Genomic DNA, 25,139 nt, shown 5'->3' with positions numbered 1-25,139 from the left:
GAGTGCCGGCCGACCCCGTTTGAACGGCGATGTGCCTCTGAGCCCGCCCGGTATTTTGCATATTTGGGGCAGAAAGAAGCTTGGGACAATATTGGCTTCTTTCTGCTAAAAATATGCTTGCCTGACGGGTGCAAAAAGCGTCACCTCCGACAAAAGGGAGGAACGCGATGCCACTTGAGATGAACCGTGAGGTCTTTATCACCTGCGCCGTAACCGGAAGCGGCGGGACGCAGGATCGCAGCCCGCATGTGCCGCGCTCGCCCAAACAGATTGCCGACAGCGCGATTGCCGCCGCCAAGGCCGGGGCCGCCGTGGTGCATTGCCATGTGCGCGACCCTGAGACAGGCACGCCCGCGCGCGATCTGGCCTTGTACCGCGAGGTGACCGACCGCATTCGCGACGCCGAGGTTGACGTGGTGTTGAACCTGACCGCCGGCATGGGCGGGGATATTATGTTTGGCGGGGTCGAGACACCGCTGCCACCCATCGCTGGCACTGACATGGTGGGCGCGAGTGAGCGGGTGGCGCATATCGCCGAATGCCTGCCCGAGATTTGCACGCTGGATTGCGGCACGATGAATTTTGCCGAGGCCGATTACGTGATGACCAACACGCCCGGCATGTTGACCGCCATGGGCCGCATGATGACCGAGCTGGGCGTGAAGCCCGAGATCGAGGCCTTTGACACTGGCCATCTGTGGTATGCCAAGCAATTGGTCAAAGACGGCGTGCTGGACAGCCCCGCCTTGGTGCAGTTCTGCATGGGCGTGCCGTGGGGCGCGCCCGATGATCTGAACACCTTCATGGCGATGGTCAACAACGTGCCGGATGACTGGGCCTTCTCGGCCTTCGGGCTGGGGCGTCATCAGATGCCGTATGTGGCGGCCTCGGTGCTGGCAGGTGGCAATGTGCGGGTCGGGTTGGAGGACAACCTGATGCTGGACCGGGGCGTGCTGGCCACCAACGAGGCCCTGGTGGGCCGGGCGGTCGAGATTATTGAACGGCTTGGTGCATCGGTGATCGGGCCTGGCGAGGTGCGCGAGAAGCTGGGGCTGGTCAAGCGGGCAAGGCCGTGAAACGGGTTGCCGCCGCCTTATTGCTGGCGATAGCGGCCTGCGCACCGAGCGGCGAGGTGTCCTCAACCTTGCGGGACGTATCGGTTCCGATCACCTCCAGCACGCGCTTTGATGCGGCGCGATTTGCCGGGGATTGGCATCTGGTCGCGGCGATTTCCCCGTTTGCGGTGCCTGCTGGCGTGACCCGTTTCAGCTTTGACGGCATGGAGCGCATTTCAGTGCAAACTCTGCCTGCAGAAGGGGATACTGCCGATCTTGACGGGCGGCCCGTCCCCTATCGCCTTTCGGGACCGGGACAGATGACCGCGCTTGGCGCGGCGCTGCCCATTTGGGTCTTGTGGGTGGATGAGGATCATCGCACGGCCGTGATCGGCAACCCGCAGGGTAGCTTTGGGCAGATCATCAACCGCACCCCGGCGCTGCGCGCCGACCGGTTTCGCGCGGCGGCGGAAGTGCTGAAGTTCAACGGCTACGACCTGCGCGAGCTGAAGGCGGTGACCCCGTGATCTTCATTCTGGCCATTCTTGCCGTTGTCATGGCCGGCGCGATTGCCGCGTTCAAGCCGCGCTTTGGGTTGAAACGGCCTGCAATTGCGTTTTTCCTGCTTGGGCTATGCGGCGCGATCAGCAGCATGGTCGGCATGTCGCAAACCTCGATAGAGGACGTGGAGGCGGGGTTGGTGCCGATCTACGCCACGTTGGGCGTGCTGATGACGCTGATCGCGGTGCTTGGCCTTTTGGTGCTGGCGGTGCTGTTCGCGCATCGCAAATGGACCGGATTTTACAAGGAGCATAGCCCATGAAGACAGCGGCGATCATTGGCGGCGGGGTGATCGGCGGCGGCTGGGCCGCGCGGTTCCTGCTGATGGGGTGGAACGTGCGGGTGTTTGACCCCGACCCCGAGGCGGAGCGCAAGATTGACGAGGTGCTGGCCAATGCGCGGCGGTCCTTGCCGGGGCTGTCGGATCGCGCCATGCCCGCAGAGGGCGCGCTCAGCTTTCATGTGGAGATGGCCGACGCCGTGGCAGGCGCGTCCTGGATACAAGAGAGCGTGCCGGAGCGGTTGGAGCTGAAGCACAAAGTCTATGCCGCGCTGCAGGAGGCCTGCGATGAAGGTGCGGTGATCGGGTCCTCGACCTCCGGGTTCAAGCCGTCCGAGTTGCAGGAGGGGGCCGCGACCCCGGGGCAGATCGTCGTGGCGCATCCTTTCAACCCGGTCTACCTGCTGCCTTTGGTGGAGCTGGTGCCGTCAGAGGCGAATTCCTCTGCGGTGATAGACGCCGCCAAGGAGATACTGGCCGGGATCGGGATGTTCCCGCTGCATGTCCGCAAAGAGATTGACGCCCATATTGCCGACCGCTTTCTGGAAGCTGTCTGGCGGGAGGCGTTGTGGCTGATCAAGGACGGGGTGGCCACGACGGAGGAGATCGACAACGCGATCCGCTACGGCTTTGGCCTGCGCTGGGGGCAGATGGGGCTGTTCGAGACCTACCGCATCGCGGGTGGCGAGGCCGGGATGGCGCATTTCATCGAGCAGTTCGGGCCGTGCCTCGCCTGGCCCTGGACCAAGCTGATGGACGTGCCGGAGCTGACAGACGAGCTGGTGCAGACGATTGCGGACCAGTCGGATGCGCAATCTGGCATGCATTCGATCCGCGATCTGGAACGCCTGCGCGACAATAATCTGGTCGCAATGATGCGCGCGCTGAAGGCGCAGGATTTTGGGGCGGGGGCGTTGCTGAACGCCGCCGAGCCGGCGCCCGTGGAGCCGGAAGATATCAGCGGGCCGATTGTCACCGTGGCCCGCGCCGTGCCGCTCGATTGGACGGATTACAACGGCCATATGAACGAGGCGCGGTATTTGCAGGCCTTTGGCGACGCGACCGACCGGTTCATGGAGATTGTGGGTTGCGACGCTGAGTATATCGCCTCGGGCGGCAGCTATTTCACGGCGGAGACGCATATCCGGCATCTTGACGAGGTCCATGCCGGCGCGCGGATTTCGGTGGAGACGCAAGTGCTGCTGGGCGAAGGCAAGAAGATGCACCTGTTCCACCGGATGTTTGAGGGCGACCGGTTGTCGGCGACCGGGGAGCATATGCTGATCCATGTGTCTTTGGAGACCCGCAAAGCGTCGGTGCCTGCAGATCATATTGCGGCGCGTCTGGGGGAGATTGCGGCGGCACATGCCGCGTTGAGCCTGCCTGAGGGCGCGGGTGCCGCCGTGGGTAAACGATGAGGGTTTTGATCACGGCAGGGGCCTCCGGCATAGGGCGCGCGATGGGGCAGGCATTTGAGCAGGCCGGTGCGCAGGTCTGGGTGACGGATGTGGACGGCGCCGCACTGGACGCGTTGCCGGAGGGCTGGACGGGGCGCGAGGTGGATGCCAGCGACGAGGCGGGGATGGCCGCGCTTTTTGCCGAGATTGACGCCGAATGGGGCGGGCTGGATGTGCTGTGCGCCAATGCAGGCATTGCGGGTCCCACAGCATTGGTCGAAGACATCGCATTGGCGGACTTCCGGCGCTGCCTGCAGGTCAATCTTGAGGGCGCGTTTCTGGCCGCGAAATATGCGGCCCCGATGATGAAAAAGGCCGGGGCGGGCAGCATCATCGTGACCTCGTCAACCGCAGGGCAGCACGGCTTTCCCAACCGCGCGCCCTATGCCGCGGCCAAATGGGCGGTGATCGGGTTGATGAAAACGCTGGCGATGGAGCTGGGGCCCTTTGGCATCCGGGCCAATGCAATCTGCCCGGGCGCCGTTGAGGGCCCGCGCATGACCGGCGTCATGGAGCGCGAGGCGGCGGCCAAGGGGATGAGCTACGACCAGGTCTATCAGGGCTACGCGTCCGGGACGTCATTGGGATCGCTGGTGGAGGCGTCAGACATTGCCGATATGGCCGTGTTTCTGGCCTCAAAACAGGCGCGGATGGTGTCGGGGCAGGTGATGGCCGTGGATGGCCATACGGTGAACCCTGACCCGAAGCTGTGAGCTGCCCAAAGCTGTGACCTGATTGTGCGCCTGCGGCGCGCGTGATGTTTCGCGTTCTTTCGGGGCTTTGCCCCGGGCCACGCGGGCTAAAACCCCAAGGTATTTTTGAAACAATGATAGGATCAGGTGATCTCGTCATGCAGGGCGCGCAGGAAGGCGGGCACGTCACGGGATGACAGTTCGGCCTCCCGGATCAACCCGTCGAAATGCAGGGTGATGGCCTGCACCCGTTCAGTGTCGCGGAAGGCCAGATAGTTGCGCCCCAGATAAATCACCGCCAGCAAAGGCCCGAAAATTGTCACCGGCGCGGAGTAGAGCTTGCGGGCGTCAAAGGGATGCAGCCGCAGGCTGGGGTAAAGCTGGGTGTGCAGCTCGATCATATGGCGGAGCTGGTCGCGGCGCAGATCGGCGGACAGGCCGTCATAGTAGCCTTCCGCGCGCGCGAAGGCGCGCAGGTCATGGATCGGCAGGGCTATTTCATAGTCCGAACCTGAGGCCCGCATCCAGTCCAGCCGGTCCTCCGAGGCGCCGATGGCCTGATCGGTGGTGCGGCCGAGATGCGGCTCGTATTCCCATTGCAGAATGGCGCGGGTTTTCATCATGTCGGGCAGGCCTGCGGGGACGTGGCGGACCTTGTAGCCCGCAGCCTCCTGGTGCCATGCGAAGATTTGTTCGTCGACCAAGGCGCGCGGCGCCTCGGTCATGCTGAGGGCGGAGGCCAGCAGCTCTGCCGCCTGTTCCGGACGCTCGGTCAGGCCCAGCAGCCAATCGGCGGAGACCCCCAGCGCAGCGGCGCATTCCGCCACCAGCTGGGCGTTGGGCAGCCGCGCCGTATCCCCTTTGAGCAGCTGGGAGATCGTGGACCGGTCGACATTTGCCGCGCGGGCCAGCCCGCTTTGCGTAGCACCTGCCAGGTCCATCGCCTGCGCCAGCCGGGCCCGAAACAGGGTGGAGCGGTCGCGTTTGTCCGTATTTGTCACCATATGTCGCATAAAATCACATATGCTGGAAAATGTGAACTATTCGCGGAATTGTGGCACCACGCTGTCAGCAGGCACAGTCATTGCATGAACAGCAATCCCCGCAGCATCTTGAAAGCCACGCGTCAGACCGCCCTTCGGTACGGCGCGATGCGCCGTCGCGGGATCGAATGGCCGACCGTGGCCCTGATCGGGCTGTGCTACGGGGTCTGGCTGCTGGGCACCGGCCTGATGGCGCAATGGCATGTGGGGTTGGGCATTGTGGCGACGGCCCTGGCGATTGCGTTATATTCGTCATTGCAGCATGAGGTGATCCACGGCCACCCGTTCAGATGGCGTTGGGTGAACGAGGCGCTGGTGTTTCCGGCGCTCAACCTTGTCATTCCCTACACGCGTTTCCGCGACACCCATCTGGCGCATCACAAAGACGCCGATCTGACCGACCCCTATGACGACCCGGAAAGCAATTTTTGGGCCCTGTCGGATTTGCGGGCCCTGCCGCGATGGGTGCGCGCGGCCCTGCGGTTCAACAACACGCTGCTGGGGCGGCTGACCATCGGCCCGGTTGTGGCGCAGGTGGTGTTCACGCAGCAGGAATGGCGCCGCGCCCGGGCGGGTGAGCGGGCGGTGATCCGGGGTTGGGTGCTGCATGCCGCAGGGGCGGGTATGGTGCTGGTGTGGCTTTTGGTGTTTGCCTCGTTGCCCCTGTGGGCCTACGCGGCGGCGGCCTATGTGTCGCTGTCCATCGTCAAGATACGCACCTTTCTGGAACATCAGGCCCATGAGAAGGCGCGCGGGCGCACCGTTATCATTGAAGACCGCGGTCCGCTGGCGTTCCTGTTTCTCAACAACAACTTCCACGCGGTGCATCACATGTATCCCGGTGTGGCGTGGTACCGGCTGCCCGCGCTGTATGCCCGCGGCCGCGAGCGGTTCCTGCGGTGCAATGACGGTTATGTTTTCAAGTCATACCGCGACATCTTCCGCAGCTATTTCCTGACCGCCAAGGACGAGGTGGCGCATCCGCTCTGGCATCGCGACTGACACCGTGCCACAGAAGGCGGCATGAGCCTTTGGATACCCGTCACATTGCTGGCCGCTTTCATGCAGAACCTGCGGTTCATGCTGCAAAGGCATCTCAAAACCACCTCTTTGTCGACGGCGGGGGCCACCTATTCGCGGTTCCTGTTCTCGCTGCCGCTGATTGCGGCGGTGGTTGCGGGCTACCTTATGGTGACGGGCCACGGCTTCCCCGACCTGACGGGCCGGTTTTGGACGTTCATCGTGATTGGCTCTGTCTGCCAAATTCTGGCGACCTCCTTCGTGGTCGCGCTTTTTGCCGAGCGCAACTTTACGGTGGGCATCGCGCTGAAGAAATCGGAAGTCATCCTGACGGCCATTGTCGGCCTGCTGGTGCTGGGCGAGGCGGTCACGGCGATGGGGCTGGTGGCCATTGCCATCGGCTTTGCCGGGGTGATCCTACTGTCGGACCCGCCCAAGACGGATGTTAAACTGCGCTGGGCCGACCGGCTTTTCAACAAGGCCTCCGGCTACGGTTTGGGGTCAGGGTTGTTGTTTGGCTTTTCCGCCGTGGGCTATCGCGGCGCGACATTGGAGATCGCCTCGGACGATCCGTTCCTGCGGGCGATGTCGACATTGGCCGTGGCGATTGCGGTGCAGGTGCTGGTGATGACCGCCTACATGGCATGGCGCGAGCGCGACGAGATTGGCCGGGTGCTCGCCAGCTGGCGGGTGTCATCCCTGATCGGGGTGACGTCGATGCTGGGCTCGTTGGGGTGGTTCATCGCCTTCACCCTGCAAAATGCGGCCTATGTGAAAGCGTTGGGTCAGGTGGAGCTGATCTTCACCTTCATCGGCTCCTACTTCGTCTTCAAGGAGAGGTCTTCAACACGCGAAGTTTTGGGCGTTCTTCTGATCGTTGCGTCGATCTTGTGTTTGGTCGTCGCACTTTAGGTTTTTGGGCGGCTTGCCGCGCGCGGCTGATCCGGGCCCGTTCCTGCAACGCCTGGAGGCCCAACGGGTTGACCGGCTCGGCCTTGGGTCCGGGCAAATGCAGGGTCGGGAAGGTTTCCCTCAGGTAGCCGATGATCAGCTCCTGGCGGGTTTCGGTGAACTCCACAAGGAAGGGCTTTTCGGTCGTGCCTTGCCCGATTTGGGTGGGTGTCTTCTCGCGCGTTTCGCGCGACTGCACCGTATAGGACAACGCCAACAGCATCATGGTGATGCTGAAGGTGGCAATGGCGCATTTGAACAAAATTCGGATCACTTGGTACATTTCCCGCATTTGCAGTCGCGAAAAACTACACCGCAAATGTGGCCGAGATTGGACGGCTGTGCGGCCCCGATTTGGAGTTAAACCTGAAAAATGTCCGTTGCTTCAGGGTGTTTGCGCCGCCACATGTTCAAAAACGGGCACAGCGGAACCACCTGAAACCCGCCTGCGCGGGCGTCTTCGACAAGGAACCGCGCCAGCTGGCCCGCATGGCCCTGACCTTCGGCCCCAATTGGAACCTCGGTGTGGTCGACAATGACGAGTGTGGGAGAGGTGATCGAAAAAGTCATCACGGCCTCCCCCTTGTCGGTGGGAAGAGAATAGCGGCCGTGGCCGCCATCCAGTGTCTTGGTGACCTCAGACAATCGTGGCCTCGGTTGCGGCGCGCAGCTCGTCTTCCGTCACGCCGTCGGCGGTTTCGACGATGCTGAGGCCGCCTTCGACCACATCGAGCACGCCCAGATTGGTGATGATGCGGTCCACGACCTTCTGGCCTGTCAGCGGCAGGGTGCATTCGGTCAGCACCTTGCTGTCGCCGTGCTTGTTGGTGTGGTCCATGACCACCACCACGCGGCCGACGCCCGCGACCAGATCCATCGCGCCGCCCATGCCTTTGACCAGCTTGCCGGGGATCATCCAGTTGGCGAGATCACCGTTTTCGGCGACTTCCATGGCGCCCAGGATCGCCATGGCGATCTTGCCGCCGCGGATCATGCCGAAGCTTTGGGCGCTGTCGAAATAGGCGGTTTGCGGCAGCTCGGTGATGGTCTGCTTGCCCGCATTGATCAGGTCGGCGTCTATTTCGTCCTCGGTCGGGAACGGGCCCATGCCCAGCATCCCGTTTTCCGATTGCAGCGTCACCTCGACGCCGTCGGGGATGTAGTTGGACACCAGCGTCGGGATGCCGATGCCGAGGTTGACGTACCAGCCGTCTTGCAGTTCCTGCGCGGCGCGTGCGGCCATTTGGTTGCGATCCCACATTATGCTGCCCTCGTCGTGCGTTGTTCGATGCGTTTTTCGTGCTCGCCCTGGATGATGCGGTGCACGTAGATGCCGGGCAGGTGGATGCTGTCAGGGTCGAGCGATCCGGTTTCCACGATTTCCTCCACCTCGACCACGCAGGTTTTGCCGCACATCGCGGCGGGCGGGTTGAAATTGCGGGCGGTTTTGCGGAACACGAGGTTGCCGGTGGCATCCGCTTTCCACGCCTTCACGATGGACAGGTCGGCGAAGATGCCTTCCTCCATGATGTAGGTTTCGCCGTTGAAGTCCTTGTGCTCCTTGCCCTCGGCAATCACGGTGCCGACGCCGGTCTTGGTGTAGAAGCCCGGGATGCCGCAACCGCCTGCGCGCATGCGTTCGGCCAAGGTGCCCTGCGGGTTGAATTCCAGCTCCAGCTCGCCCGAGAGGTACTGGCGCATGAATTCCGCGTTTTCACCGACGTAAGAAGAGATCATCTTCTTCACTTGCCGCGTTTGCAGCAGGATGCCGATGCCGAAGTCATCCACGCCTGCGTTGTTGGAGGCAAAGGTCAGATCCTTGGTGCCCGCGTCCTTGATGGCGTCGAGCAGCAGCTCGGGAATGCCGCAAAGGCCAAAGCCGCCAGCAGCGATAAACATCCCGTCATGCAGCAGGCCGTCCAGGGCCTCGGCTGCGGAGTTGTAGACTTTTTTCATGTGACGTCGCGTCTCCCGAATGTCTGATGAATTTCGCGGCATTGTGACGTTGCTTTCAGCAGAGTCAACGAGATTGCTGCGATGCGGAAAAAATTGCAACCGGTTGCAAAAAACGGTAGCGCTAACCCCCGCATTTCCATGTCAGGTCAAGGCGTGTAACCCTGCAGCGGTCAACAAAGGGTGGACCCATGGCTAAACTGAAAACATCGGCTGCCGAGATGGTGGCGGCGGCAAGGGCGCGGATCGAAGAAGTCGAGACGGCGGACGCGATCAAAATGGTGGGCGACCCGGAGGTGGTTATCGTCGACATCCGCGACGTGCGCGAACGGGAGCGGGGCGGTTTCATCCCCGGCAGCTTTCACTGCCCGCGCGGGATGGTGGAGTTTTGGGTGGACCCCGACAGCCCCTATTTCAAAGAGGTGTTCGGGCAAGACAAGAAATTCGTCTTCCACTGCGCGTCAGGTTGGCGGTCCGCGCTAAGCGTGGCGACATTGCAGGATATGGGGTTTGAGGCCGCGCATATCCGGGAAGGGTTTTCCACCTGGGAAGAGCAGGGCGGGCCGGTGGAGCGGGTGGCCAAGTCAGAAAAATAGACCCTCCAGATCGTCTATGAAGCCGCTGTGCAAGCGTTGTAGCCGTTGGGAGGGTTGGCGGGCCTCAAACGTTTCGGCCAGCGGGTCGGGGGCGGCAATGCCGCTGCCCGACATTTGTTGCAGCACGGCGTGGCCGCAGAAGGGGACGTAGACCTCGGAATAGCCGCCCTCGTGCACCTGCACGAGACGCCCGTCGCACAGGTTGTCCGCGGCCTCCATCACCTGTTCGGTCATGGCGCGGAAGGTCTCTGCCGTGGCCAGCATGCGTGACAACGGGTCGATGGCCGCCGCGTCATAGCCGCAGGCGATGATGATGACATCGGGCTGATATTGGGCGAGCGCCGGCAGCACCAAGCGGTCCATGGCGTCGAGGTACAGCGCATGCCCGCCGCCCGGCGGCAGCGGGATGTTCATGTTGTAGCCTTCGCCTGCGCCAACCCCACGATCTTCCGCGTCGCCGGTATCTACAGGATAGTTATGTTCCTGATGCAGCGAGATCGTCAGCACGTCGTCCCGGTCGTAGAATATCGCCTCCGTCCCGTTGCCATGGTGCACGTCCCAATCGATGACGGCGACGCGTTCGGTCAGGCCCTCGGCCAAAGCGGCCTCGACCGCGATTGCGATATTGGCGAGCAGGCAGAAACCGTTGGGGAAGTCCGGCAGGCAGTGATGGCCGGGCGGGCGGGACAGGGCGTAGGCGTTGTCGACGCGGCCCTTCAGGACATCAAACAACGCGCCTTTGGCCAAACCTGCCGAAAGGGTTGCGGCCTCGAACCCGCCCTGGGCGAAGGGGGTGCGCAGGCCAACTTCGCCGCCGCCATTGTCTGACAGGTCCTTGAACTTGCGCAGGAAGGCGTCGGGGTGGACGCGGGCGAGATCGTCCCACGTGGCCTCGGGCGCGGATTTCGGTTTGAGGTCGTGGATCAGGCCGGTGACGTCGAGCAGGTTTTTCAGGCGGCGCTTGGTCTCTGGGCTTTCGGGCAGCCCGCCTGCGGCCAGTGGCTGGACCAACCCGCCCAAGGGCAGCGTAAACGCGTAATTGCCGCCGCCATGCCAGAAGCAGCGTTCATCCCAGAAGAAGGCGGTGCTCATGTCACTTCCCGCTTTTCAATCCGGTAGCTTCCCTCGGGCAGGTTCAGCGCGGCGGCAAGGTCGCTGGCCTGCCGCAAGGAAAAGGTGATGCGTTGCAGCCGGTCGGTCACCGTGTCGTGTTGTTCCAGCGTGACACAATCCTCGAACACGTTGACGGCGACATCATCTGTCAGATGCGGGCCGCCCTCATCGACCAAGGTGATGACGGTTGAATCAAATTCGTGCTCGATGGTGAACATGGGCGCGGGCCTCCTTTGCGTCGGGTTGATGAAAGCAGCGAACGCGGAAAAGTGCAAACGCCGCCTGTCGTGATCGGCTGGGGACTTGGCGCGGCCCGCCGGGGGCGTTAGGTGTGGGGCAACACATGAGGTCAAAATGAGAATAGCAGTCATCTTCGCCGCTGTGCTGGCACTTGCCGCGTGCGAACCGATCCCCACCGAGACCAGCAGCCCGTCCGGCAGCGAGGCAACCCCAGTCGCAACGCAAACCCCAGCGCCGCCAAAGGTGTCAACGCGTCAGGCACAGGCAAACTTCGCCGCCGTCGTGCGCCAGGTCGAGCCGGTCGCGGAGCGCGAATGCCGCCGCCGCGCGCCTGATCTGAATTGCGATTTCAAGATCGTCGTGCAAAGCGACCCTCGCCTGCCGCCGAACGCGTTCCAGACGCTGGACCGCACGGGGCGGCCGATTATCGGCTTCACCCTTGCCCTGATCAAAGACGCGCGCAACCGCGACGAGATCGCCTTCGTCATGGGGCATGAAACGGCGCACCACATCGCGCGCCACCTTGAAAAACAACGCCAGTCGGCCGTGGGCGGCGCCATTCTGGGGGGGCTGGTCGCCGCTGGGCTTGGCCTTGACGTCGATGCCGGTCAGCAGCTGGGCGGCACCGTGGGCGCCCGGGCCTATTCCAAGGACAACGAGCTGGAGGCTGACGCGCTAGGCACCGTGATCGCCAAACGTGCCGGGTTTGACCCGGTCAAAGGCGCGCAGTTCTTCACACGGATCCCCGACCCGGGCGACAGGTTCCTGGGCACCCATCCGCCCAACCGCCAGCGTATTGAGACGGTACGCCGCGTGAATTCGCAGCTTTGAGATGAAGCTTGTCCTGCTGGAATGGGCGCGGTTCGTGAACCGCTGCATCTGGTCCTGGCAGGGCGTCGCCGAAATTTGGCGCACCGAGGCGAGTTTTAGGACCTGGGTGCTGATCAACCTGATCTCGGCGATCTTTGCGGTGATGGTCGATCTCACCGGCGCGGAGCGGGCGTTGATCCTGTCGTTGGGCGTGCTCATTCTGGCGATGGAGTTGATGAATTCCGCCATTGAGCGCGCCATCGACTACATCAGCGAGGACATCCATCCCTTGGCCAAAGCCGCCAAGGATGCGGGCAGCGCGGCCGTGGCTGTCACGGCCGTTGGAGGCGGCATCGCGTGGCTGGTGATTTTGATCGGCTGAGTCGCCCCGGAGCAGTGGATAGATCCCGACATTGTTCGAAATTCGTGTTTAATCACAGGCTGCTAGCGGACACTGGCCCTGTTTCGGCGACAATATTCGTAATAAAGTAAGTGTTCCCGTAATTTCGGGAAGACGCATTCGTCCGTATTTTTGTCCTCAGTGCGTTCCTGCGAGCCCGATCTCCTCTGTTGTTTCATTCCGGCCCGCGTCCAACCACGAACCCGAGGCAAACCATGACACATATGACCACACTGCCAATCCCTCCCTCCGACGCGCAAGCGCCGGTCACTTTCAGTTTCCACCCGCGCCTTACCCTGCCGGCCCATGCGCGTTGGGCCAAGACCCCGGTGCATGCGCCCGTCGCAGGCGACGCGGGCGTTGAACTTGAGACGCACCTTTGCTTTGTCGCGGGCACCCGCCTGATCACCCGCGAAGGCCGGTTGCCGGTTGAGCGTCTGAGCGCGGGCAAAATGGTCTGGACCCTGCAAAACGGCTTCCAGCCGCTGCGCGCCATGGGCCGGTCCACCATCCGGCTGAGCAAGAGGTGCTTTGCCCGCCGTCCGGTATTGCTGCGCAAGGACGCGTTGCGGCCAGGCGCACCGTTGCGCGACATCCGCATCCCGCCGCGCCTGAACCTGCTGGTGGATGACTGGATCAACGAACCCGATATGAACGAGGCGGGTTGTTTCGTGTCCGCCGCCAAACTGATCGAGCAAGACCGCGCAGAGCGCGATCTGCACTGCAAGTCGGTGACCTATTTCTACCTTGTGTTCGACAAGCCCGAGATCGTCGAAACCGAAGGCCTGCTGAGCCAGATTCCTGCCAGCGAGAAGGTCAACGAATGCGCGTGATATCCGTGCCGTAAAGGCAGCGCGGGTAGAACGGGTAGGCGTCAGTCGCGAAATAGACGTATTCGCCGTCCAGCATGGCGCCGTTGCATTGGTCCAGGTTTCCATAGCCGCGCACGTATTCGAAATCCTCGTTGTAGGACCCGTCATACGCCCCGCCCGGCGCGGTGGGGCGTGTGCCGTTTTTGAGCATGTAGGACGGTTTGGCTGAGCCGCCGACATAGTGAATCTCAAACCCGTCAGCGGCCCAGCCGATCAACGTGTCATCGGACGTCTTGGCCAAAGCCTCCGGCACGCCGTGGTAATGGTAAATGCCGCGGTTATCGACATGCGCGTTATTGGCATCCAGCCCAAGCGTGTTGCCCGGCCCCATGCCATCGAGGTTCCACCCGCTGGAGCGGTCCCGCGAATGCCCCCGCGGGCTGGAGGCATCGTAGTAATCCGCCGTGCCAGGGCGGATGATGATACCGTTCTTGGCAATGCCAACCGTTTCCACCTCTTGTGCGCGGTTTCCCTTTTGCGGGTTGGAGGTCACGCAGACCTTGATGTTCTGGCTCTTGATGCTGTGCGGATTGCCGCGGTTGGGGAACTGCCCGACGGCATGGTCGGGGATCCCGTTGGAGGTGATGCATATCTCGTTGGCGGATTTGGCCAGGGCCACACGGTTGGTCAGCGCGTAAACAGCTGTCGTGAGGGTGGCAACCGCGACGGCGGCGAGCAGGAGTGCTTTGGAGTTCATGTCCCTGGGTCCTTTGTCGTTATCTTCCGTTCTAACGGCTGGCCTTCCGGGTTCCGTCGCGCTTATGTGGCGATATGCAGATTTTCGAAGGATTTTTGACCGACCGTGGCTCAAAATATGCGGTTTCGGGTGGCCCCGCAGTGACCAAGGCCGCGGCTGTGGATTTTGTTAAGTCTCTATGCCGAAACAAGAAATTTTCCAAGGCCACGCATAACACCTGGGCGGTTATCCTGCCCGACGGCACGCCTGTCAAAAACGATGACGGGGAAAGCGGGGCGGGGATGGTGATCCTCAGGATGCTGGAGCGCGAGGAGATAAGGGGCGAAATTGTCGTGGTCACCCGCTGGTTTGGCGGCACCAAGCTGGGCGGGGACCGGTTCCGCCGGGTGCAGGACTGCGTGCGCCATTACGTCGAGCATCGCGACTAATTCCCCGCGACGCGGGCGTCTGGACATCGTATTCAGCCCTTGTGCAAACCGCATAGACATATCAGGGGGTGGCGATGAAAGTTCTGATCAGCGTAGGGGTGCTCTGCTTGGCGCAAGGCGCGGCGGCGCAAGATGTGGGCCTTCAATTTGACGAGATGCCCGTTGGCACCCAATGGACCATTGAATATCTCGATGATCAGGCGCGCCGCGAGGAAACCTATCTTGGCCGGGAGGGCGACTTCCACATCACCGAATATGTCGGCATCAAGCCGACCGGCGAACGGCGGGTCATTTTCAAGCGTTCGTATGACGCGGAGGGGCGACTGGTCAAAGGGGAGCGCGACGGGGCGGCGAACACGACCTTGCCCTTCTCGTGCCGTTACGCCGTGGGTGAATGCACCCATGAGAGCAAGATCCCCAACGTCTACTCACCAAGTAATGACGGCTTTCTTGAGAGCACCCGGCGGCATGTGAACCGGCTGGAGGGCGGCGTGTTCTATTTCGGCATGGTGCTGTCGGACGGGACAGTGCGCGAGTTTCCGTTTGAGCTGGGCAAATACAACATCCGGGTGGCGCAGGAATATGAGAACAACCTCGGTCAGAAACGCGGCTTCAAGCTGATCTCGATCGTCGAGCCCTAGCGATTTGGTGCGCCAATGCCGCCCGCCGGCGCTGCGATGTTGAATTCCCGTAACAAAGCAAGCATGGTCGCGCGCAAGCGCGCCGCTTTCCCGTAACCGGGGGCGGTGCCGGGGCGACAAAAGAGGGGCCGTAAGGTGCGACACAGAATATGGTCTCTGCTGAGACGTTTGCGAGGATTTAGAATGGACCCAGAGGCCCTTCAGACAACCGAATTCGAGGTGGACGGCGTCCAGTACCGCTTTGTGTGCTCGACCCCCACCGACGCCATTCAGGCCACGCTGCTGGACGGCCGCCTGTTTGACCAAAACGAGCTGATGACGGTTGCGAAATACATCTCCGACGGGGACCGCATCGCCGATATCGGGGCCAATATCGGCAATCACGCGGTGTTCTTCTCCAAGCGCTTCCCGGCCTCCGAGATTGTGTGCTTTGAACCGAATGAGGAGGCCATGTTCCTGCTGCAACGCAATCTTGAGGAAAACAACTGCACCAATGTGGTTCAGGACTTTATCGGCTACGGCCTGTCCGACGAGCCCGGCGACGCCATCAGCTGGCGGGGCGGCGACAACAATCTTGGCGGCTCCCGCGTGGTGGACCTGAGCCATGCTGACATGGTCAAGGCGCATCCCGACAAATTCCATTACACAAAGCTGACCACCGGCGACGAGGTCTTCCTCGAGAGCGGGGTCGACTTCCTCAAGATCGACGTGGAGGGGCATGAAATCCCTTGTCTGAACGGCTTACGCCAGACCATCACCCGGCACCGCCCGGTCATTTTTGTCGAAATCTCGAACGAAAATATGGACGAGGTCATGGGGATGTTTGACGCGTTTGGGTACCGCGAGGAATGGGTGGACACCCATTATGCCAAGGTGACCAACAAGATCATGCTGCCAAACTGACGGGGGCCTGGGTGTCTCAGGCCTCGTCATCTGGCAGGTAGCGGATCACCAACTCTACCAGAAAGGCCGTTGAAAGTCCGAAGTTCAGCAGCCCTGTGACCGCCCCCATGGCGGCAAAGATGCGGATGTCCTCGCCCACGATAATGTCGCCGTAGCCCAGCGTGGTGTAGGTGGTGAGCGAGAAATAGAGCGCTTGATCAAGCGTGGCAAACGCCTCGAGCATTACGAAACAGATGGCCCAAATCCAGACCTGAATGGTGTGCCCCAGCACCACCGCTGTGAAGGCGCCTGCGATGAACCACCCCCAATGAAGGCGGCTGTGGTGTTTGTGGAACCTGCCCAGCACATTGACCGACCGGATCAGCAGGATCAGATGCACGGCGGAGCAAAGGCCAAGAACGGCGGAGCCTGCGGCGATTTGGGCGAATGTCGTCATGGCAATGAAACTTGCACAGCCAGGCGGCGGGGTGAACCCCGTCCTACCGATTGGTCTGAGACCGTCGCAGACGGGCTGGCTGGCGGATTGCCCGCAGGCCTACCAGAGGGCCTGCTGGGTCAAAAAGAAAGGTTTGCGAAGGGGGTTACGTGTCGATGCCATCTACATGTTCCCATTGCGCGGTGATCATGCCGGAATAGCTGAGATACCCGCCTTTGACCGCCGCGCCCGCCTGTTGCGGGGACCAGACAACGCCGAAATTACCGCCAATGGCGGTGACCACGGCCCAGTGGTATTCCGGCCCGTTGAACGCAGACGGCGCAGTGCCGCAGTCCTGGACTGGCCCCGTGCCGAAGCCGTAAGGCGCGGTTTGACCGTCTTCGTTCGGAAACATCCCCGACGGCATGAAGGAGGTAGAGCCGTAGCTGATTTGTTCCTCGCCCTCGAGGGTGGATGTGGTGTCGGCGTAGAACGCCTCGTCAGTCGGGTAGAGGGCGACCTCATGGGCGAAAACGGCGATGCGGGCCTGCACGGTTTTGCCGGTGAACATCTCGAAAGGAGCGGACACCTGTTTGGTGCGGCCGAACCAGCCCTTTTGGTCTTCCAATGCGCGTGACGACAGGTTCACCATCAGCGCCTGCGTACGGGTCGCGACCTCGCCGTCCTCAAGGATGGAAAGGTGCACGTCGGCCTCAAGGAACGCGTAAGTTTCCTGCCCCTCCAGCACCGCGTCCACCGTGGCGGCAAAAAGGCTGCCCTTGGAGAACATCGGGTTCGCGGTCAGCATATTGCCATTGCCGTCATCGCCGACCCAGACGGCCTCCGAGTTGGGGCCGGTGAAGACATTGTACCATTTGACGGGGCCCATGACTTCGCTGTGCGCGAGCCGCGGGTTGGCCTCCGGGTCGATACCGTTTTCAAGGTCCTCGTAGCGGAGGCCAATGCGGTCGAAATTGGAGAGTTCGGTCATGTGGGGGGCCTTGCTGCGCGTTTTGGGGAGCGTAGCCAGCGGGTGGGGGCGGTTCAATCGGGGTGGGTTCGTTCATCTTTGCGCCATTGAGGGGAATGCCCAGCGATGATGATAGTGTCGTTCCAATGAACCTTGAAGAAAGGGGATTGTGATGCCCGTTCTGCGGGACGAAGCTGCTGTTTGGTGAGGGCATAGCCGGACCGCGGGGTGGCGGCCCAACAGCCATTCGGCAGCACTTTATGGCAGCAAGGTCATCTTCCACACATTCGACGCGCCAAGATCAACAAAATCGCCAGCCCTGTCGGGCGGTCTGGCGATGCCCGGGGCCTACGGCCTGTTAACCGGGCTGGTGCAAAGAACTCAAGTCGGCAGGCAGGGGCTCAAACCAGACCTAAATTCATTGCGCTGACGAGCCCGGAACAAGGCGAAGCCGCCGGGCCAAAACCTGACCATTACCGGCAGGGTATCGCTTAGTGATGCCCGAGAGGCGTCCGGCGGGCTGGTGTTTTGGTTGCCGTGCCGTTCCGAAATTTTGTGGAGTGTGTTTGGCTGCCATTAAGCGCTGTCGAAGGGGGTGGGAACACCAGCCCCCGGTCAGGTGGTGGCCCGGCTTGGGGTGGTGTTGGATCGCGAGATGGGATCAAGAAGGGGGCTGGCCCTCGGGGCTCCGCCCGTCGAATGACCGAAACGATCCCCCGGATCGGTTCCTAGGAGGTCATTCGACCCCACAAATCATACTCCCCAGCTTCATCCACCTCGACCGTCACAAAATCCCCCGGCTTCAGCCCTTCGAACCCTTCGTCGATAAACAGGTTTCCGTCGATCTCGGGGGCGTCTGACATGGTGCGGCAGGTGGCGGCGTCGGCGTCAACCTCATCGACGATCACTTGGATCGTGCGGCCGACTTTGGCGGCGAGCTTGGTCTCGGATATGGCTTGTGCCTTCTTCATGAAACGGTCCCAGCGGTCTTGTTTGACCTCCGGGGCGACGTGGTCCGGCAGGGCGTTGGAGCGGGCGCCGTCGACATTTTCGTATTGGAAGCAGCCGACGCGGTCGAGCTGGGCCTCGTCAAGCCAATCCAGGAGGGTTTGGAACTCGGCCTCCGTCTCGCCGGGGTAGCCCACGATGAAGGTGCTCCGCAGCGTGATGTCGGGGCAATCCGCGCGCCATGCGGCGATTTCATCGAGGGTTTTGGCCCCATGCGCGGGGCGGGCCATGCGTTTGAGCGTGTCGGGATGGGCGTGTTGGAACGGGATATCGAGATAGGGCAGCACTGCGTTCGCGGGGTCGGCCATCAGCGGGATCAGCTCGCGGACATGGGGGTAGGGGTAGACGTAGTGCAGCCGCACCCAGAGGTCGTTTTGATGCGCCAACTGGCCCAGCTCGCGCGACAGATCGGTGATGTGGGAGCGGACCTCGCGGTCCTTCCACGGGTTCAGGTCATAGCGGCGGTCGAGGCCGTAGGCGGAGGTGTCCTGCGAGATGACCAGCAGTTCCTTGACGCCGTTGTCCACCAGCTTTTCGGCCTCGCGCAGGATGGCGTGGGCGGGGCGGGAGGCGAGCTTGCCGCGCATGTCGGGGATGATGCAGAACTTGCACTTGTGGTTACAGCCCTCGGAGATCTTGAGGTAGCTGTAGTGGCGCGGGGTCAGGCTGACGCCGGTGGCGGGCAGCAGGTCGATGAACGGGTCTGGGCTGGGCGGCACAGCTTGGTGGACGGCGTCGAGGACCTGTTCGTATTGGTGCGGGCCGGTGACGGCCAGCACGGAGGGGTGGGTGCCGCGGATGTAGTCCTCCTCCGCGCCCAGGCAGCCGGTGACGATGACGCGGCCGTTTTCTGTCAGCGCCTCCCCGATGGCATCGAGGGATTCCGCCTTGGCGCTGTCCAGGAAGCCGCATGTGTTCACGATGACGGCCTCGGCCCCTTGGTAGTCGGGGGAGATCGCGTAGCCCTCCGCGCGCAGGCGGGTGAGGATGCGTTCGCTGTCGACCAGCGCCTTGGGGCAGCCGAGGGAGACCATGCCGATTTTGGGCTGGTTATTGCGGGTCTCTGGGACCTGAGCGCGGGCGAGGTCGGGGCGGAGGTTTGGGGGGTTCTGAGCCATGCACGGCTTCTACGCGGGGACTGGGGGGAAGGAAAGTGCTCCTGCTTGCAGTGGGGCGCTCAGTCCAACACCGCGAAACGGGCCTTTAGCAGCGCCTCGTTGTATTCGTCTTCCAGCGTGCTGTCATGCACGATGCCGCCGCCGACGTTGAGGCGTACCTGGTCGGTGGCGTCGCAGATCAGGGTGCGGATAGCGACGTTGAAGGACATCGCCCCCGACGGCGCGATCCAGCCGATGGCGCCGCAATAGGCGTCGCGGGGTGCGGGTTCCAGATCGCGCAGGATTTGCATGGCGCGGATTTTTGGCGCACCCGTGATCGAGCCGCAGGGGAAAAGCGCCCTGAAGATCTCCGCAAGGGTGGTGCCCGCGTTCAACCGCGCGGTGATGGTAGAGGTCATCTGGTGGAGCGTGGCATAGGTTTCGATCTCGAACAGGCGCGGCACCTTCACAGTCCCGATGCGGGCCACGCGCGAGATGTCGTTGCGCAGCAGGTCGGTGATCATCAGGTTCTCGGCACGGTTTTTCTCGGACCTGCGCAGCCAGTCCACGTTTTGCGCATCCTGCGCGGGCGTGCCGCCGCGCCGGGCGGTGCCTTTCATCGGGCGAGCGGTGAGGCCCCCATGCTCATCGATGCGGAAGAACAGCTCGGGCGAGCGCGACAAAAGCGTTCCGTCCCCCAGATCGACCAGCGCCCCGTGCGGGGCGGGCTGCTTGGCACGCAGCCTTGCATACAGCGCGTCAATCGAACCGCTGCGCCGTGCCGTCAGCGGGAAGGTGAGGTTGGCCTGATAGATGTCGCCCGCGGCAATGAAGTCCTGCAACGCCGCGAAGGCGGGCGCGTAGTCGTCCAGCCCCCATTGGGCGCGGGGCGGGGTCAGGGTGGCGTCCTCATCGGTGTCACGAGGCGTAGGTTCGGGCGCGTCGAACACGCCAAACTGCAGCAGCGGCGCGCCACGGGTTTGGGGCAGCAGATCATGCAGCTTGCGCGAAAACAGGTAGCCAAGCTCGTAGCTGGCGAACCCCGCCAGCCATTTGCCGTCGGACTGAGCCTCTTGCAGCGCGGACAGGGCAGCGGGCACGTCCTGCGCGGCGTCTGCTCGGATCACTGCTCCAGGGGCGCGGAACGCGGTCCCGCCCGCAAGTGGGCCGTGGTCAAAAAGGACGCGCGGGGACATGGGTCAGATATCGGCGGCGATGCGCAATTCGCGCAGCGGGCGCACGACGGTGATGGCCTCGGCGTAGATCGGGTGCGCCTTGTAGGCGGCCATGTCGGCGGCACTGGCAAATTCGGCGTATACCACCACGTCGACCTCTCCCGACAAGGCGTCGGATTGGGTGTTTTCACGCACTTCAAAAACCTGAGAATGCGGGATATTTCCGAGCTCCGACAGCCCGGCCACGATTGCGGGGACGTCGGATTTGTCCTTTGCGGAGAAGAACACGATGTGGCGGATGGCGGGGCGGTTGGGCATGGCGGTTTCCTGTGTTGCGCAGATGCGGCCAGTGACCACGCCGCCCTACCACGCGCAAGGCAAACCCAAGCCCGCGATTGCGACATTTTTTCCGGCCTTCAGCGCGGTACGCTTGAGCGAAGGCGGGGTTCGGCCTAGCATTGACAAAAATACAAGGCGGAGCAGGCCATGCGGTGGATCATTCGGATTTTTCTGACCCTTTTGACGTTTGTGGTCGTGGCCATAGCCGCGGTGTTCCTGATCCCGGCAGAAAAGATTGCACGCATTGCCGAGACCCAATTCGAAAAGAACACCGGTCGCAGTTTGTCGATCACTGGCGGTGTGTCCCCGACCCTATGGCCCCGACTGGGGGTGACGCTTGAGGGCGTGACCATTTCCAACGCGGATTGGGCGGGGGACGCGCCGATGGTGCAGACCGCCAAGCTGGACGTGGGCGTGGGGCTCGCCGCGCTGCTGGGCGGCGATATCGAGGTGCAGGGTTTTTCTATCGAGAACCCGGTGATCTTGCTGGAAAAACGCGCCGACGGCGTCGCAAATTGGGAATTTCTGAGCGAATTGGGCGGGAGTGAGGACGCGGGCGACGGAAGCGGGATCAACTCGCTGTCTTTGCCCAAGGGCGTGATCACCGGCGCGATTGTGCGCTACCGCGACGCGGTGACCGGCGTGTCGGAAACCTTGGAAAACCTGGATGCCGAGGTCTCGCTGACCGGGTTGGGCGGGGAGGCGACGGTGACGATGTCGGCGCTGCGCAACGGGCAGGCCTTTGCGCTGGACGCCCGCGTTGACGGGGTTCAGCAACTCCTTGACGGCGAGGTGCGGGGCGTTGTGGGCGCAGCCTCCTCAGGCCCCAACACGGTGAAGTTCGACGGGGCGGCCGGGTTGACCCCGTTGCAGGCCAAGGGCGCGCTGGACGTCGCCATCAAGGATCAAACGGCGCTTTTTGGGCTGCTGGGACAAAGCGCGCCTCGTATCCCGGAGGGGCTGGGCCAGCAGGTCGAGCTGCGCGGCGACCTGACCTTGACGCCGGATCTGGAGGTGTTTCTTCGCCAAGCCACCATCGCCTTGGATCAAAACATCCTGAAGGGAGACGTGGACGTCGCGCTGGGCGGATCGGTGCCGCAGGTGACTGCGCGGCTGGCGGGCGACCAATTGGATTTCTCCGCGATGAGCACAGACACCACGGAAGGTGACGGCGCGGCGAATGCCGGCGCGGGCGGTTGGTCGGACGCCCGGATTGACGTCAGCGGGCTGTCGGCGGCGGAAGGGTCCTTCACATTCAAGGCCAATGCCGTTGATCTGGGGTCGATCCAGCTTGGCCAAAGCGAAATTGCGGGGACGTTGGACCGCTCCCGGCTGGTTCTGGATTTCAAACAGCTGAGCGCGTTTGACGGATCGGTGACCGGCCAATTCGTGGTCAACAACCGCAGCGGGCTGTCGGTGGGCGGCGACATGACCGCCTCGGGCGTGGCGATGCAGCAGGTTCTGAACGATTTCGCGGGGTTTGACCGGCTGGTGGGTGACGCGGCGCTATCGCTTCAATTTCTGGGCGTGGGGCAGACGTTGGACCAGATCATGAAATCGCTCAGCGGGTCGGGGCGCATGGATGTGGGCGCGGGCGAGCTGCTGGGGCTCGACATCGCCGGGATGATCCGCAATCTTGATGCGTCCTATCAGGGCGAGGGGTCGAAAACGGTGTTTGACGACATCACGGCCAGCTTCAACATCAACGACGGTATTTTGCGCAATGATGACTTGCGGTTTGAGGCCTCGCTGCTGACCGCAGACGGGGCGGGGGCGCTTGATCTTGGCGGGCAGACGATTGACTACCGCGTGGTGCCTGTGGCCTTGGCCACGCAGATCGACAACGGGATCTCGGTACCGGTGCTGATCACGGGCCCATGGAGCAACATCAAATTCCGCCCAGACCTGAAGTCCCTGATCGACCGCGAGCTGGAAGAAGAGAAAGAGAAGCTGAAGGCGGCCGCAAAGGCCAAGGAGGCAGAGCTGCGCGCCGCCGCAAAGGCCCGCGAAGCTGAACTGAAAGCCCAGGCCGCGGCCAAGTTGGAAGATGAATTGGGCGTGACCCGCGAGACCGGCCAAAGCGCAGAGGATGCGCTAAAGCAGGGGTTGGAGGACAAAGCCAAGGACGCGTTGCGCAAGCTGTTCGACTGACATGGCGGCCATATCTGGCGCCTTTCTGCATACTGCCAGCTATGCCTCTGCTTCAAAAATCTCTTCTACCGTCTTTCCGAACAGCCCGGCGATGCGAAGCGCCAGAGGCAAGGACGGGTCGTATTTTCCGTTCTCGATGGCGTTGACCGAATTTCTCGAAACCCCCAATTCCTTTGCAAGGTCGGCTTGGGTCCATCGACGTTCGGCACGCAGGACCCTGATACTATTCTTCATCGCTTTGAGGCCCACCAGATGGTCGAGCCGACACAAAGAGAGGTGCACAGGGCGAATACGGCAAAGGCCACCCCCAAACCAAACCCTGCAGCAGCGGGGCTTAGATTGTTTTCTGCAGAACTCGCCATGAATGTGATCGCGTCTTGGATAGCCGGGACGGCGCTCATTACCATGACAAATGTTATCGAAAGGGGGGCACCAAGACCGCTTGCGAATGCGAGAGCATATCTCACACTTGCGGATTCAACCTCGTCCGGCCCCCGAAAAATTTCCATAAAGTACCACGCCGCCCAAGAGAAACAGACAAGCACAAAGATGATCTGAACGATGAAAGGTGGATTGAAGAAGAGCAAACAGGCTGTGCCAAGAAAGATGGCAAAGAGTGCAGCGACTTGGGCGCGTCCGGTGCGAATCATATCAAGCTTCCTTTTCATTATGCAAAGCAAACTTGTCACCAATTGATGCCGGAGTAAAGCCGTATTGTGCGTTGCAGAACCTGCCGGGTTGGTTCTGATCTGCTTCGATCCCGTGAATCGCGGCATCACATTCGCTCTGTACTTCAGAGTAACTCTGCGTTACAGAGTAGTTGAGAGCTGCGAGGAAAAATGAAGATACTCAACATCACAAACGGAGATGGTGCGGCGAACATCATCAAACAAAGCGCCATTGTTGGGGACGTGTTGCCGTGGCGAGATCCGATGCATCACGGGCCATTTCCTGCAAACCTGCCCCTTTCCGAACTGAGCAATCTGCGGGCCCGCTATCTGGTGGGGCCTGATGCAGATCCGACAGAGGCCGAAAGAGACTTTCAAATCAGAGATCAACATCTCACGACGTCGTCCGGCTACGACACCGTCATCCTGTGGTTCGAGCATGACCTGTTGGATCAACTTCAGGTTCTGCAAATTCTCGACTGGTTCCATCATGCGAAGGCGACGGGACCCAAGCTTGAAATGATTTGCATTGACCGATTTCCCGGAGAGCCAAACTTCCGCGGTATCGGCCAACTTAGTGCCGATCAAATGGCCACCCTTACCAGCCTTAAACGTCCCATCACGAAGCAGATGCTGAGATTGGCGGCGTCCGGATGGGCGGCATTCCGATCAAGCGACCCAAATGATCTGCTGGCCTATATCAATGGGGACCTGAGCGCATTGCCCTTTTTGGGTGCCGCCCTGCGTCGTCATGTTGAGGAATTCCCCAATGCGAAAACAGGGCTGAGCAGGACGGAGGCCCAATTGCTCAGCCTCATTGGCGCAGGCGTTCAAACGCCGGGGCAGCTCTTCTTGCAGAATATGGATTTGGAAACAGCTCTCTATATCGGCGACTGGCCGACCTTCAGGACAATCGACGCCCTTTGTAGGGGGGGCCTTGTCACGTGCGACCCAAACCCATTTCGTTTTCCTTCCTTCACAACGACGGAACATGCGGCATTCAAAACCCAAGTTCTGAGCCTGACGGAGGTTGGCCGCCGCGTCCTGGACGGTGCGCAAGACGCGACGGGTTTGATGAGACGTGATGGCTGGCTGGGCGGGGTCGAGCTGCAGCAGTCCGGCACCATCTGGACATGGCACAAGGACGCCGCGCATTTCTTGCGGCGGGGCATCTGATGGCGCCGGTACCGCCTGTCCCCGATGCAATGTTCCATCAGCCGGTAAGGACGCGGCTTGGGCTGTTGCTTTATGTCGGCGAGCCAAGTTTTTCCCAGCTGAAGGCGTCCCTTTCAATCACAGATGGAAATCTGGACGCCCATCTCAAGAAGCTTGGCGCTGCGGGCTATCTGCACAGCCGGATGGTTTTGGAGGGACGGCCGCATACGGTCTATTGCCTCTCCGATAGCGGCTCGGTCGCATTCCGGGCGTACCTGGATGTCCTCAAAGCCATCTGCGCAACAGCAGAAGCGCTGACTTGGGACACTGACTAGAACGCAGGCATTCGGGCGGTCTGCTGCATCGGACGAAGGGCCTACATATTACGGAAACGCCAAAAACGGCCAGACACGAAAAAGCCCGCGCAGATACCTTTGCGCGGGCCTGAT

The 25,139-nt window shown here is 61.9% G+C and carries 32 protein-coding genes; 17 read left to right on the top strand and 15 right to left on the bottom strand.

Features of this window, described 5'->3' with window-relative positions:
- The first annotated feature begins 167 nt into the window (after positions 1-167).
- The 5 genes from Q0899_RS07875 to Q0899_RS07855 are packed head-to-tail and all read left to right on the top strand — an operon-like array spanning position 168 to position 4,066.
- Positions 168-1,076: a 3-keto-5-aminohexanoate cleavage protein gene (locus Q0899_RS07875; RefSeq protein ID WP_298296846.1), complete on the top strand. Its 909-nt coding sequence runs from the start codon at positions 168-170 to the stop codon at positions 1,074-1,076.
- Complete coding sequence (locus Q0899_RS07870; RefSeq protein WP_299191987.1) at positions 1,073-1,582, top strand: lipocalin family protein; 510 nt, start codon at positions 1,073-1,075, stop codon at positions 1,580-1,582. Before Q0899_RS07875 ends, Q0899_RS07870 begins: the two co-directional genes overlap by 4 nt.
- On the top strand, positions 1,579-1,878 hold the full coding sequence (locus Q0899_RS07865) for a hypothetical protein (RefSeq protein ID WP_298356274.1): 300 nt from the start codon (positions 1,579-1,581) through the stop codon (positions 1,876-1,878). The genes Q0899_RS07870 and Q0899_RS07865 overlap by 4 nt, the downstream gene beginning before the upstream one ends.
- Positions 1,875-3,314: a carnitine 3-dehydrogenase gene (locus tag Q0899_RS07860; protein ID WP_299191985.1), complete on the top strand. Its 1,440-nt coding sequence runs from the start codon at positions 1,875-1,877 to the stop codon at positions 3,312-3,314. The genes Q0899_RS07865 and Q0899_RS07860 overlap by 4 nt, the downstream gene beginning before the upstream one ends.
- Positions 3,311-4,066 carry an SDR family oxidoreductase gene (locus Q0899_RS07855; protein WP_299191983.1) on the top strand — a complete coding sequence of 252 codons (756 nt, stop codon included), beginning with the start codon at positions 3,311-3,313 and terminating at the stop codon, positions 4,064-4,066. Before Q0899_RS07860 ends, Q0899_RS07855 begins: the two co-directional genes overlap by 4 nt.
- 122 nt (positions 4,067-4,188) lie before the next feature.
- Here the strand turns inward: Q0899_RS07855 and Q0899_RS07850 are convergent, their stop codons facing one another.
- On the bottom strand, positions 4,189-5,049 hold the full coding sequence (locus Q0899_RS07850) for a helix-turn-helix transcriptional regulator (protein WP_298296858.1): 861 nt from the start codon (positions 5,047-5,049) through the stop codon (positions 4,189-4,191).
- A gap of 84 nt (positions 5,050-5,133) precedes the next feature.
- Between Q0899_RS07850 and Q0899_RS07845 the strand changes: the two genes are divergently transcribed.
- Both Q0899_RS07845 and Q0899_RS07840 read left to right on the top strand, forming a co-directional pair.
- Positions 5,134-6,090 (top strand): fatty acid desaturase, encoded by a 957-nt coding sequence (locus Q0899_RS07845; protein ID WP_366942099.1) that lies wholly within the window; start codon positions 5,134-5,136, stop codon positions 6,088-6,090.
- Positions 6,091-6,111: 21 nt separating this feature from the next.
- Complete coding sequence (locus tag Q0899_RS07840; RefSeq protein ID WP_299191980.1) at positions 6,112-7,020, top strand: DMT family transporter; 909 nt, start codon at positions 6,112-6,114, stop codon at positions 7,018-7,020.
- On the opposite strand, the gene Q0899_RS07835 is transcribed toward Q0899_RS07840, so the two are convergent.
- From Q0899_RS07835 to Q0899_RS07820, 4 genes are all read right to left on the bottom strand, one after another.
- A complete protein-coding gene (locus tag Q0899_RS07835; RefSeq protein ID WP_299191978.1) occupies positions 6,938-7,333 on the bottom strand; it encodes a hypothetical protein in 396 nt (131 codons plus the stop codon). The two genes, Q0899_RS07840 and Q0899_RS07835, sit on opposite strands and share 83 nt — an antisense overlap.
- Positions 7,334-7,419: 86 nt before the next feature.
- The gene (locus tag Q0899_RS07830; protein ID WP_298296867.1) at positions 7,420-7,704 is read right to left on the bottom strand and encodes a GNAT family N-acetyltransferase; all 285 of its coding nucleotides are present in this window, start codon (positions 7,702-7,704) and stop codon (positions 7,420-7,422) included.
- Positions 7,697-8,323, bottom strand: a complete 627-nt coding sequence (locus tag Q0899_RS07825) for a 3-oxoacid CoA-transferase subunit B (protein WP_298297770.1) — start codon at positions 8,321-8,323, stop codon at positions 7,697-7,699. Before Q0899_RS07825 ends, Q0899_RS07830 begins: the two co-directional genes overlap by 8 nt.
- Positions 8,320-9,015, bottom strand: coding sequence for a CoA transferase subunit A (locus tag Q0899_RS07820; RefSeq protein WP_298356290.1), 696 nt, complete (start codon positions 9,013-9,015; stop codon positions 8,320-8,322). The genes Q0899_RS07825 and Q0899_RS07820 overlap by 4 nt, the downstream gene beginning before the upstream one ends.
- 188 nt (positions 9,016-9,203) lie before the next feature.
- Between Q0899_RS07820 and Q0899_RS07815 the strand changes: the two genes are divergently transcribed.
- Positions 9,204-9,608: a rhodanese-like domain-containing protein gene (locus Q0899_RS07815; protein ID WP_298296873.1), complete on the top strand. Its 405-nt coding sequence runs from the start codon at positions 9,204-9,206 to the stop codon at positions 9,606-9,608.
- Here the strand turns inward: Q0899_RS07815 and Q0899_RS07810 are convergent.
- Together Q0899_RS07810 and Q0899_RS07805 are read right to left on the bottom strand one after the other, a co-directional pair.
- Positions 9,597-10,700 carry a class II histone deacetylase gene (locus tag Q0899_RS07810; RefSeq protein WP_299191975.1) on the bottom strand — a complete coding sequence of 368 codons (1,104 nt, stop codon included), beginning with the start codon at positions 10,698-10,700 and terminating at the stop codon, positions 9,597-9,599. The two genes, Q0899_RS07815 and Q0899_RS07810, sit on opposite strands and share 12 nt — an antisense overlap.
- Positions 10,697-10,939: a hypothetical protein gene (locus Q0899_RS07805; RefSeq protein WP_299191973.1), complete on the bottom strand. Its 243-nt coding sequence runs from the start codon at positions 10,937-10,939 to the stop codon at positions 10,697-10,699. The genes Q0899_RS07810 and Q0899_RS07805 overlap by 4 nt, the downstream gene beginning before the upstream one ends.
- Positions 10,940-11,075: 136 nt before the next feature.
- Between Q0899_RS07805 and Q0899_RS07800 the strand changes: the two genes are divergently transcribed.
- From Q0899_RS07800 to Q0899_RS07790, 3 genes are all read left to right on the top strand, one after another.
- Positions 11,076-11,792 carry a M48 family metallopeptidase gene (locus Q0899_RS07800; RefSeq protein WP_298296882.1) on the top strand — a complete coding sequence of 239 codons (717 nt, stop codon included), beginning with the start codon at positions 11,076-11,078 and terminating at the stop codon, positions 11,790-11,792.
- Position 11,793: 1 nt separating this feature from the next.
- A complete protein-coding gene (locus tag Q0899_RS07795) occupies positions 11,794-12,153 on the top strand; it encodes a diacylglycerol kinase (RefSeq protein WP_299191971.1) in 360 nt (119 codons plus the stop codon).
- A gap of 233 nt (positions 12,154-12,386) precedes the next feature.
- Positions 12,387-13,004, top strand: coding sequence for a Hint domain-containing protein (locus tag Q0899_RS07790; RefSeq protein WP_299191969.1), 618 nt, complete (start codon positions 12,387-12,389; stop codon positions 13,002-13,004).
- On the opposite strand, the gene Q0899_RS07785 is transcribed toward Q0899_RS07790, so the two are convergent.
- The gene (locus Q0899_RS07785) at positions 12,988-13,740 is read right to left on the bottom strand and encodes a YHYH protein (RefSeq protein WP_298296891.1); all 753 of its coding nucleotides are present in this window, start codon (positions 13,738-13,740) and stop codon (positions 12,988-12,990) included. The genes Q0899_RS07790 and Q0899_RS07785 overlap by 17 nt on opposite strands.
- A 74-nt stretch (positions 13,741-13,814) precedes the next feature.
- Between Q0899_RS07785 and Q0899_RS07780 the strand changes: the two genes are divergently transcribed.
- From Q0899_RS07780 to Q0899_RS07770, 3 genes are all read left to right on the top strand, one after another.
- Positions 13,815-14,168, top strand: a complete 354-nt coding sequence (locus Q0899_RS07780) for a YigZ family protein (protein WP_298296895.1) — start codon at positions 13,815-13,817, stop codon at positions 14,166-14,168.
- Positions 14,169-14,242: 74 nt separating this feature from the next.
- Positions 14,243-14,809, top strand: a complete 567-nt coding sequence (locus tag Q0899_RS07775) for a hypothetical protein (protein ID WP_298356311.1) — start codon at positions 14,243-14,245, stop codon at positions 14,807-14,809.
- A gap of 183 nt (positions 14,810-14,992) precedes the next feature.
- Positions 14,993-15,712, top strand: a complete 720-nt coding sequence (locus Q0899_RS07770) for an FkbM family methyltransferase (protein ID WP_298356314.1) — start codon at positions 14,993-14,995, stop codon at positions 15,710-15,712.
- A gap of 16 nt (positions 15,713-15,728) precedes the next feature.
- On the opposite strand, the gene Q0899_RS07765 is transcribed toward Q0899_RS07770, so the two are convergent.
- The 5 genes from Q0899_RS07765 to Q0899_RS07745 form a co-directional block, all read right to left on the bottom strand.
- Positions 15,729-16,148, bottom strand: a complete 420-nt coding sequence (locus Q0899_RS07765) for a potassium channel family protein (RefSeq protein ID WP_298356317.1) — start codon at positions 16,146-16,148, stop codon at positions 15,729-15,731.
- A 145-nt stretch (positions 16,149-16,293) separates the two neighbouring features.
- A complete protein-coding gene (locus Q0899_RS07760; RefSeq protein ID WP_299191966.1) occupies positions 16,294-17,118 on the bottom strand; it encodes a hypothetical protein in 825 nt (274 codons plus the stop codon).
- A 707-nt stretch (positions 17,119-17,825) separates the two neighbouring features.
- Positions 17,826-19,223 (bottom strand): 30S ribosomal protein S12 methylthiotransferase RimO, encoded by a 1,398-nt coding sequence (rimO, locus tag Q0899_RS07755; protein ID WP_299191964.1) that lies wholly within the window; start codon positions 19,221-19,223, stop codon positions 17,826-17,828.
- A gap of 59 nt (positions 19,224-19,282) precedes the next feature.
- The gene (locus Q0899_RS07750; RefSeq protein WP_298356327.1) at positions 19,283-20,398 is read right to left on the bottom strand and encodes an aminodeoxychorismate synthase component I; all 1,116 of its coding nucleotides are present in this window, start codon (positions 20,396-20,398) and stop codon (positions 19,283-19,285) included.
- A 3-nt stretch (positions 20,399-20,401) separates the two neighbouring features.
- Entirely contained in the window at positions 20,402-20,695 is a 294-nt protein-coding gene (locus Q0899_RS07745; RefSeq protein ID WP_298296916.1) for a Dabb family protein, read from the bottom strand.
- Between the two features lie 168 nt (positions 20,696-20,863).
- Here Q0899_RS07745 and Q0899_RS07740 point away from each other — a divergent pair, with 168 nt between their 5' ends.
- On the top strand, positions 20,864-22,867 hold the full coding sequence (locus Q0899_RS07740) for an AsmA family protein (protein ID WP_299191961.1): 2,004 nt from the start codon (positions 20,864-20,866) through the stop codon (positions 22,865-22,867).
- A 39-nt stretch (positions 22,868-22,906) separates the two neighbouring features.
- Here the strand turns inward: Q0899_RS07740 and Q0899_RS07735 are convergent, their stop codons facing one another.
- Both Q0899_RS07735 and Q0899_RS07730 read right to left on the bottom strand, forming a co-directional pair.
- The gene (locus tag Q0899_RS07735; RefSeq protein WP_298296922.1) at positions 22,907-23,101 is read right to left on the bottom strand and encodes a helix-turn-helix transcriptional regulator; all 195 of its coding nucleotides are present in this window, start codon (positions 23,099-23,101) and stop codon (positions 22,907-22,909) included.
- Entirely contained in the window at positions 23,098-23,517 is a 420-nt protein-coding gene (locus Q0899_RS07730; protein WP_298296924.1) for a hypothetical protein, read from the bottom strand. Before Q0899_RS07730 ends, Q0899_RS07735 begins: the two co-directional genes overlap by 4 nt.
- A gap of 189 nt (positions 23,518-23,706) precedes the next feature.
- Here Q0899_RS07730 and Q0899_RS07725 point away from each other — a divergent pair, with 189 nt between their 5' ends.
- Both Q0899_RS07725 and Q0899_RS07720 read left to right on the top strand, forming a co-directional pair.
- Entirely contained in the window at positions 23,707-24,711 is a 1,005-nt protein-coding gene (locus Q0899_RS07725; RefSeq protein ID WP_299191958.1) for a hypothetical protein, read from the top strand.
- On the top strand, positions 24,711-25,025 hold the full coding sequence (locus Q0899_RS07720; RefSeq protein ID WP_298356336.1) for a transcriptional regulator: 315 nt from the start codon (positions 24,711-24,713) through the stop codon (positions 25,023-25,025). The genes Q0899_RS07725 and Q0899_RS07720 overlap by 1 nt, the downstream gene beginning before the upstream one ends.
- Positions 25,026-25,139: the final 114 nt, after the last annotated feature.

The organism is uncultured Litoreibacter sp., from assembly GCF_947501785.1.
Classification (GTDB): domain Bacteria; phylum Pseudomonadota; class Alphaproteobacteria; order Rhodobacterales; family Rhodobacteraceae; genus Litoreibacter.
This window is presented reverse-complemented; position numbering and strand designations above follow the sequence as displayed.

Coding starts and splice junctions, on each gene's coding strand:
- Q0899_RS07875 (WP_298296846.1), top strand. CDS start 168: ATGCCACTTGAGATGAACCGTGAGGTCTTTATCACCTGCGCCGTAACC.
- Q0899_RS07860 (WP_299191985.1), top strand. CDS start 1,875: ATGAAGACAGCGGCGATCATTGGCGGCGGGGTGATCGGCGGCGGCTGG.
- Q0899_RS07855 (WP_299191983.1), top strand. CDS start 3,311: ATGAGGGTTTTGATCACGGCAGGGGCCTCCGGCATAGGGCGCGCGATG.
- Q0899_RS07850 (WP_298296858.1), bottom strand. CDS start 5,049: ATGGTGACAAATACGGACAAACGCGACCGCTCCACCCTGTTTCGGGCC.
- Q0899_RS07845 (WP_366942099.1), top strand. CDS start 5,134: ATGAACAGCAATCCCCGCAGCATCTTGAAAGCCACGCGTCAGACCGCC.
- Q0899_RS07840 (WP_299191980.1), top strand. CDS start 6,112: ATGAGCCTTTGGATACCCGTCACATTGCTGGCCGCTTTCATGCAGAAC.
- Q0899_RS07820 (WP_298356290.1), bottom strand. CDS start 9,015: ATGAAAAAAGTCTACAACTCCGCAGCCGAGGCCCTGGACGGCCTGCTG.
- Q0899_RS07815 (WP_298296873.1), top strand. CDS start 9,204: ATGGCTAAACTGAAAACATCGGCTGCCGAGATGGTGGCGGCGGCAAGG.
- Q0899_RS07810 (WP_299191975.1), bottom strand. CDS start 10,700: ATGAGCACCGCCTTCTTCTGGGATGAACGCTGCTTCTGGCATGGCGGC.
- Q0899_RS07805 (WP_299191973.1), bottom strand. CDS start 10,939: ATGTTCACCATCGAGCACGAATTTGATTCAACCGTCATCACCTTGGTC.
- Q0899_RS07800 (WP_298296882.1), top strand. CDS start 11,076: ATGAGAATAGCAGTCATCTTCGCCGCTGTGCTGGCACTTGCCGCGTGC.
- Q0899_RS07795 (WP_299191971.1), top strand. CDS start 11,794: ATGAAGCTTGTCCTGCTGGAATGGGCGCGGTTCGTGAACCGCTGCATC.
- Q0899_RS07790 (WP_299191969.1), top strand. CDS start 12,387: ATGACACATATGACCACACTGCCAATCCCTCCCTCCGACGCGCAAGCG.
- Q0899_RS07785 (WP_298296891.1), bottom strand. CDS start 13,740: ATGAACTCCAAAGCACTCCTGCTCGCCGCCGTCGCGGTTGCCACCCTC.
- Q0899_RS07780 (WP_298296895.1), top strand. CDS start 13,815: ATGCAGATTTTCGAAGGATTTTTGACCGACCGTGGCTCAAAATATGCG.
- Q0899_RS07775 (WP_298356311.1), top strand. CDS start 14,243: ATGAAAGTTCTGATCAGCGTAGGGGTGCTCTGCTTGGCGCAAGGCGCG.
- Q0899_RS07770 (WP_298356314.1), top strand. CDS start 14,993: ATGGACCCAGAGGCCCTTCAGACAACCGAATTCGAGGTGGACGGCGTC.
- Q0899_RS07765 (WP_298356317.1), bottom strand. CDS start 16,148: ATGACGACATTCGCCCAAATCGCCGCAGGCTCCGCCGTTCTTGGCCTT.
- Q0899_RS07760 (WP_299191966.1), bottom strand. CDS start 17,118: ATGACCGAACTCTCCAATTTCGACCGCATTGGCCTCCGCTACGAGGAC.
- rimO (WP_299191964.1), bottom strand. CDS start 19,223: ATGGCTCAGAACCCCCCAAACCTCCGCCCCGACCTCGCCCGCGCTCAG.
- Q0899_RS07750 (WP_298356327.1), bottom strand. CDS start 20,398: ATGTCCCCGCGCGTCCTTTTTGACCACGGCCCACTTGCGGGCGGGACC.
- Q0899_RS07745 (WP_298296916.1), bottom strand. CDS start 20,695: ATGCCCAACCGCCCCGCCATCCGCCACATCGTGTTCTTCTCCGCAAAG.
- Q0899_RS07740 (WP_299191961.1), top strand. CDS start 20,864: ATGCGGTGGATCATTCGGATTTTTCTGACCCTTTTGACGTTTGTGGTC.
- Q0899_RS07735 (WP_298296922.1), bottom strand. CDS start 23,101: ATGAAGAATAGTATCAGGGTCCTGCGTGCCGAACGTCGATGGACCCAA.
- Q0899_RS07730 (WP_298296924.1), bottom strand. CDS start 23,517: ATGATTCGCACCGGACGCGCCCAAGTCGCTGCACTCTTTGCCATCTTT.
- Q0899_RS07725 (WP_299191958.1), top strand. CDS start 23,707: ATGAAGATACTCAACATCACAAACGGAGATGGTGCGGCGAACATCATC.
- Q0899_RS07720 (WP_298356336.1), top strand. CDS start 24,711: ATGGCGCCGGTACCGCCTGTCCCCGATGCAATGTTCCATCAGCCGGTA.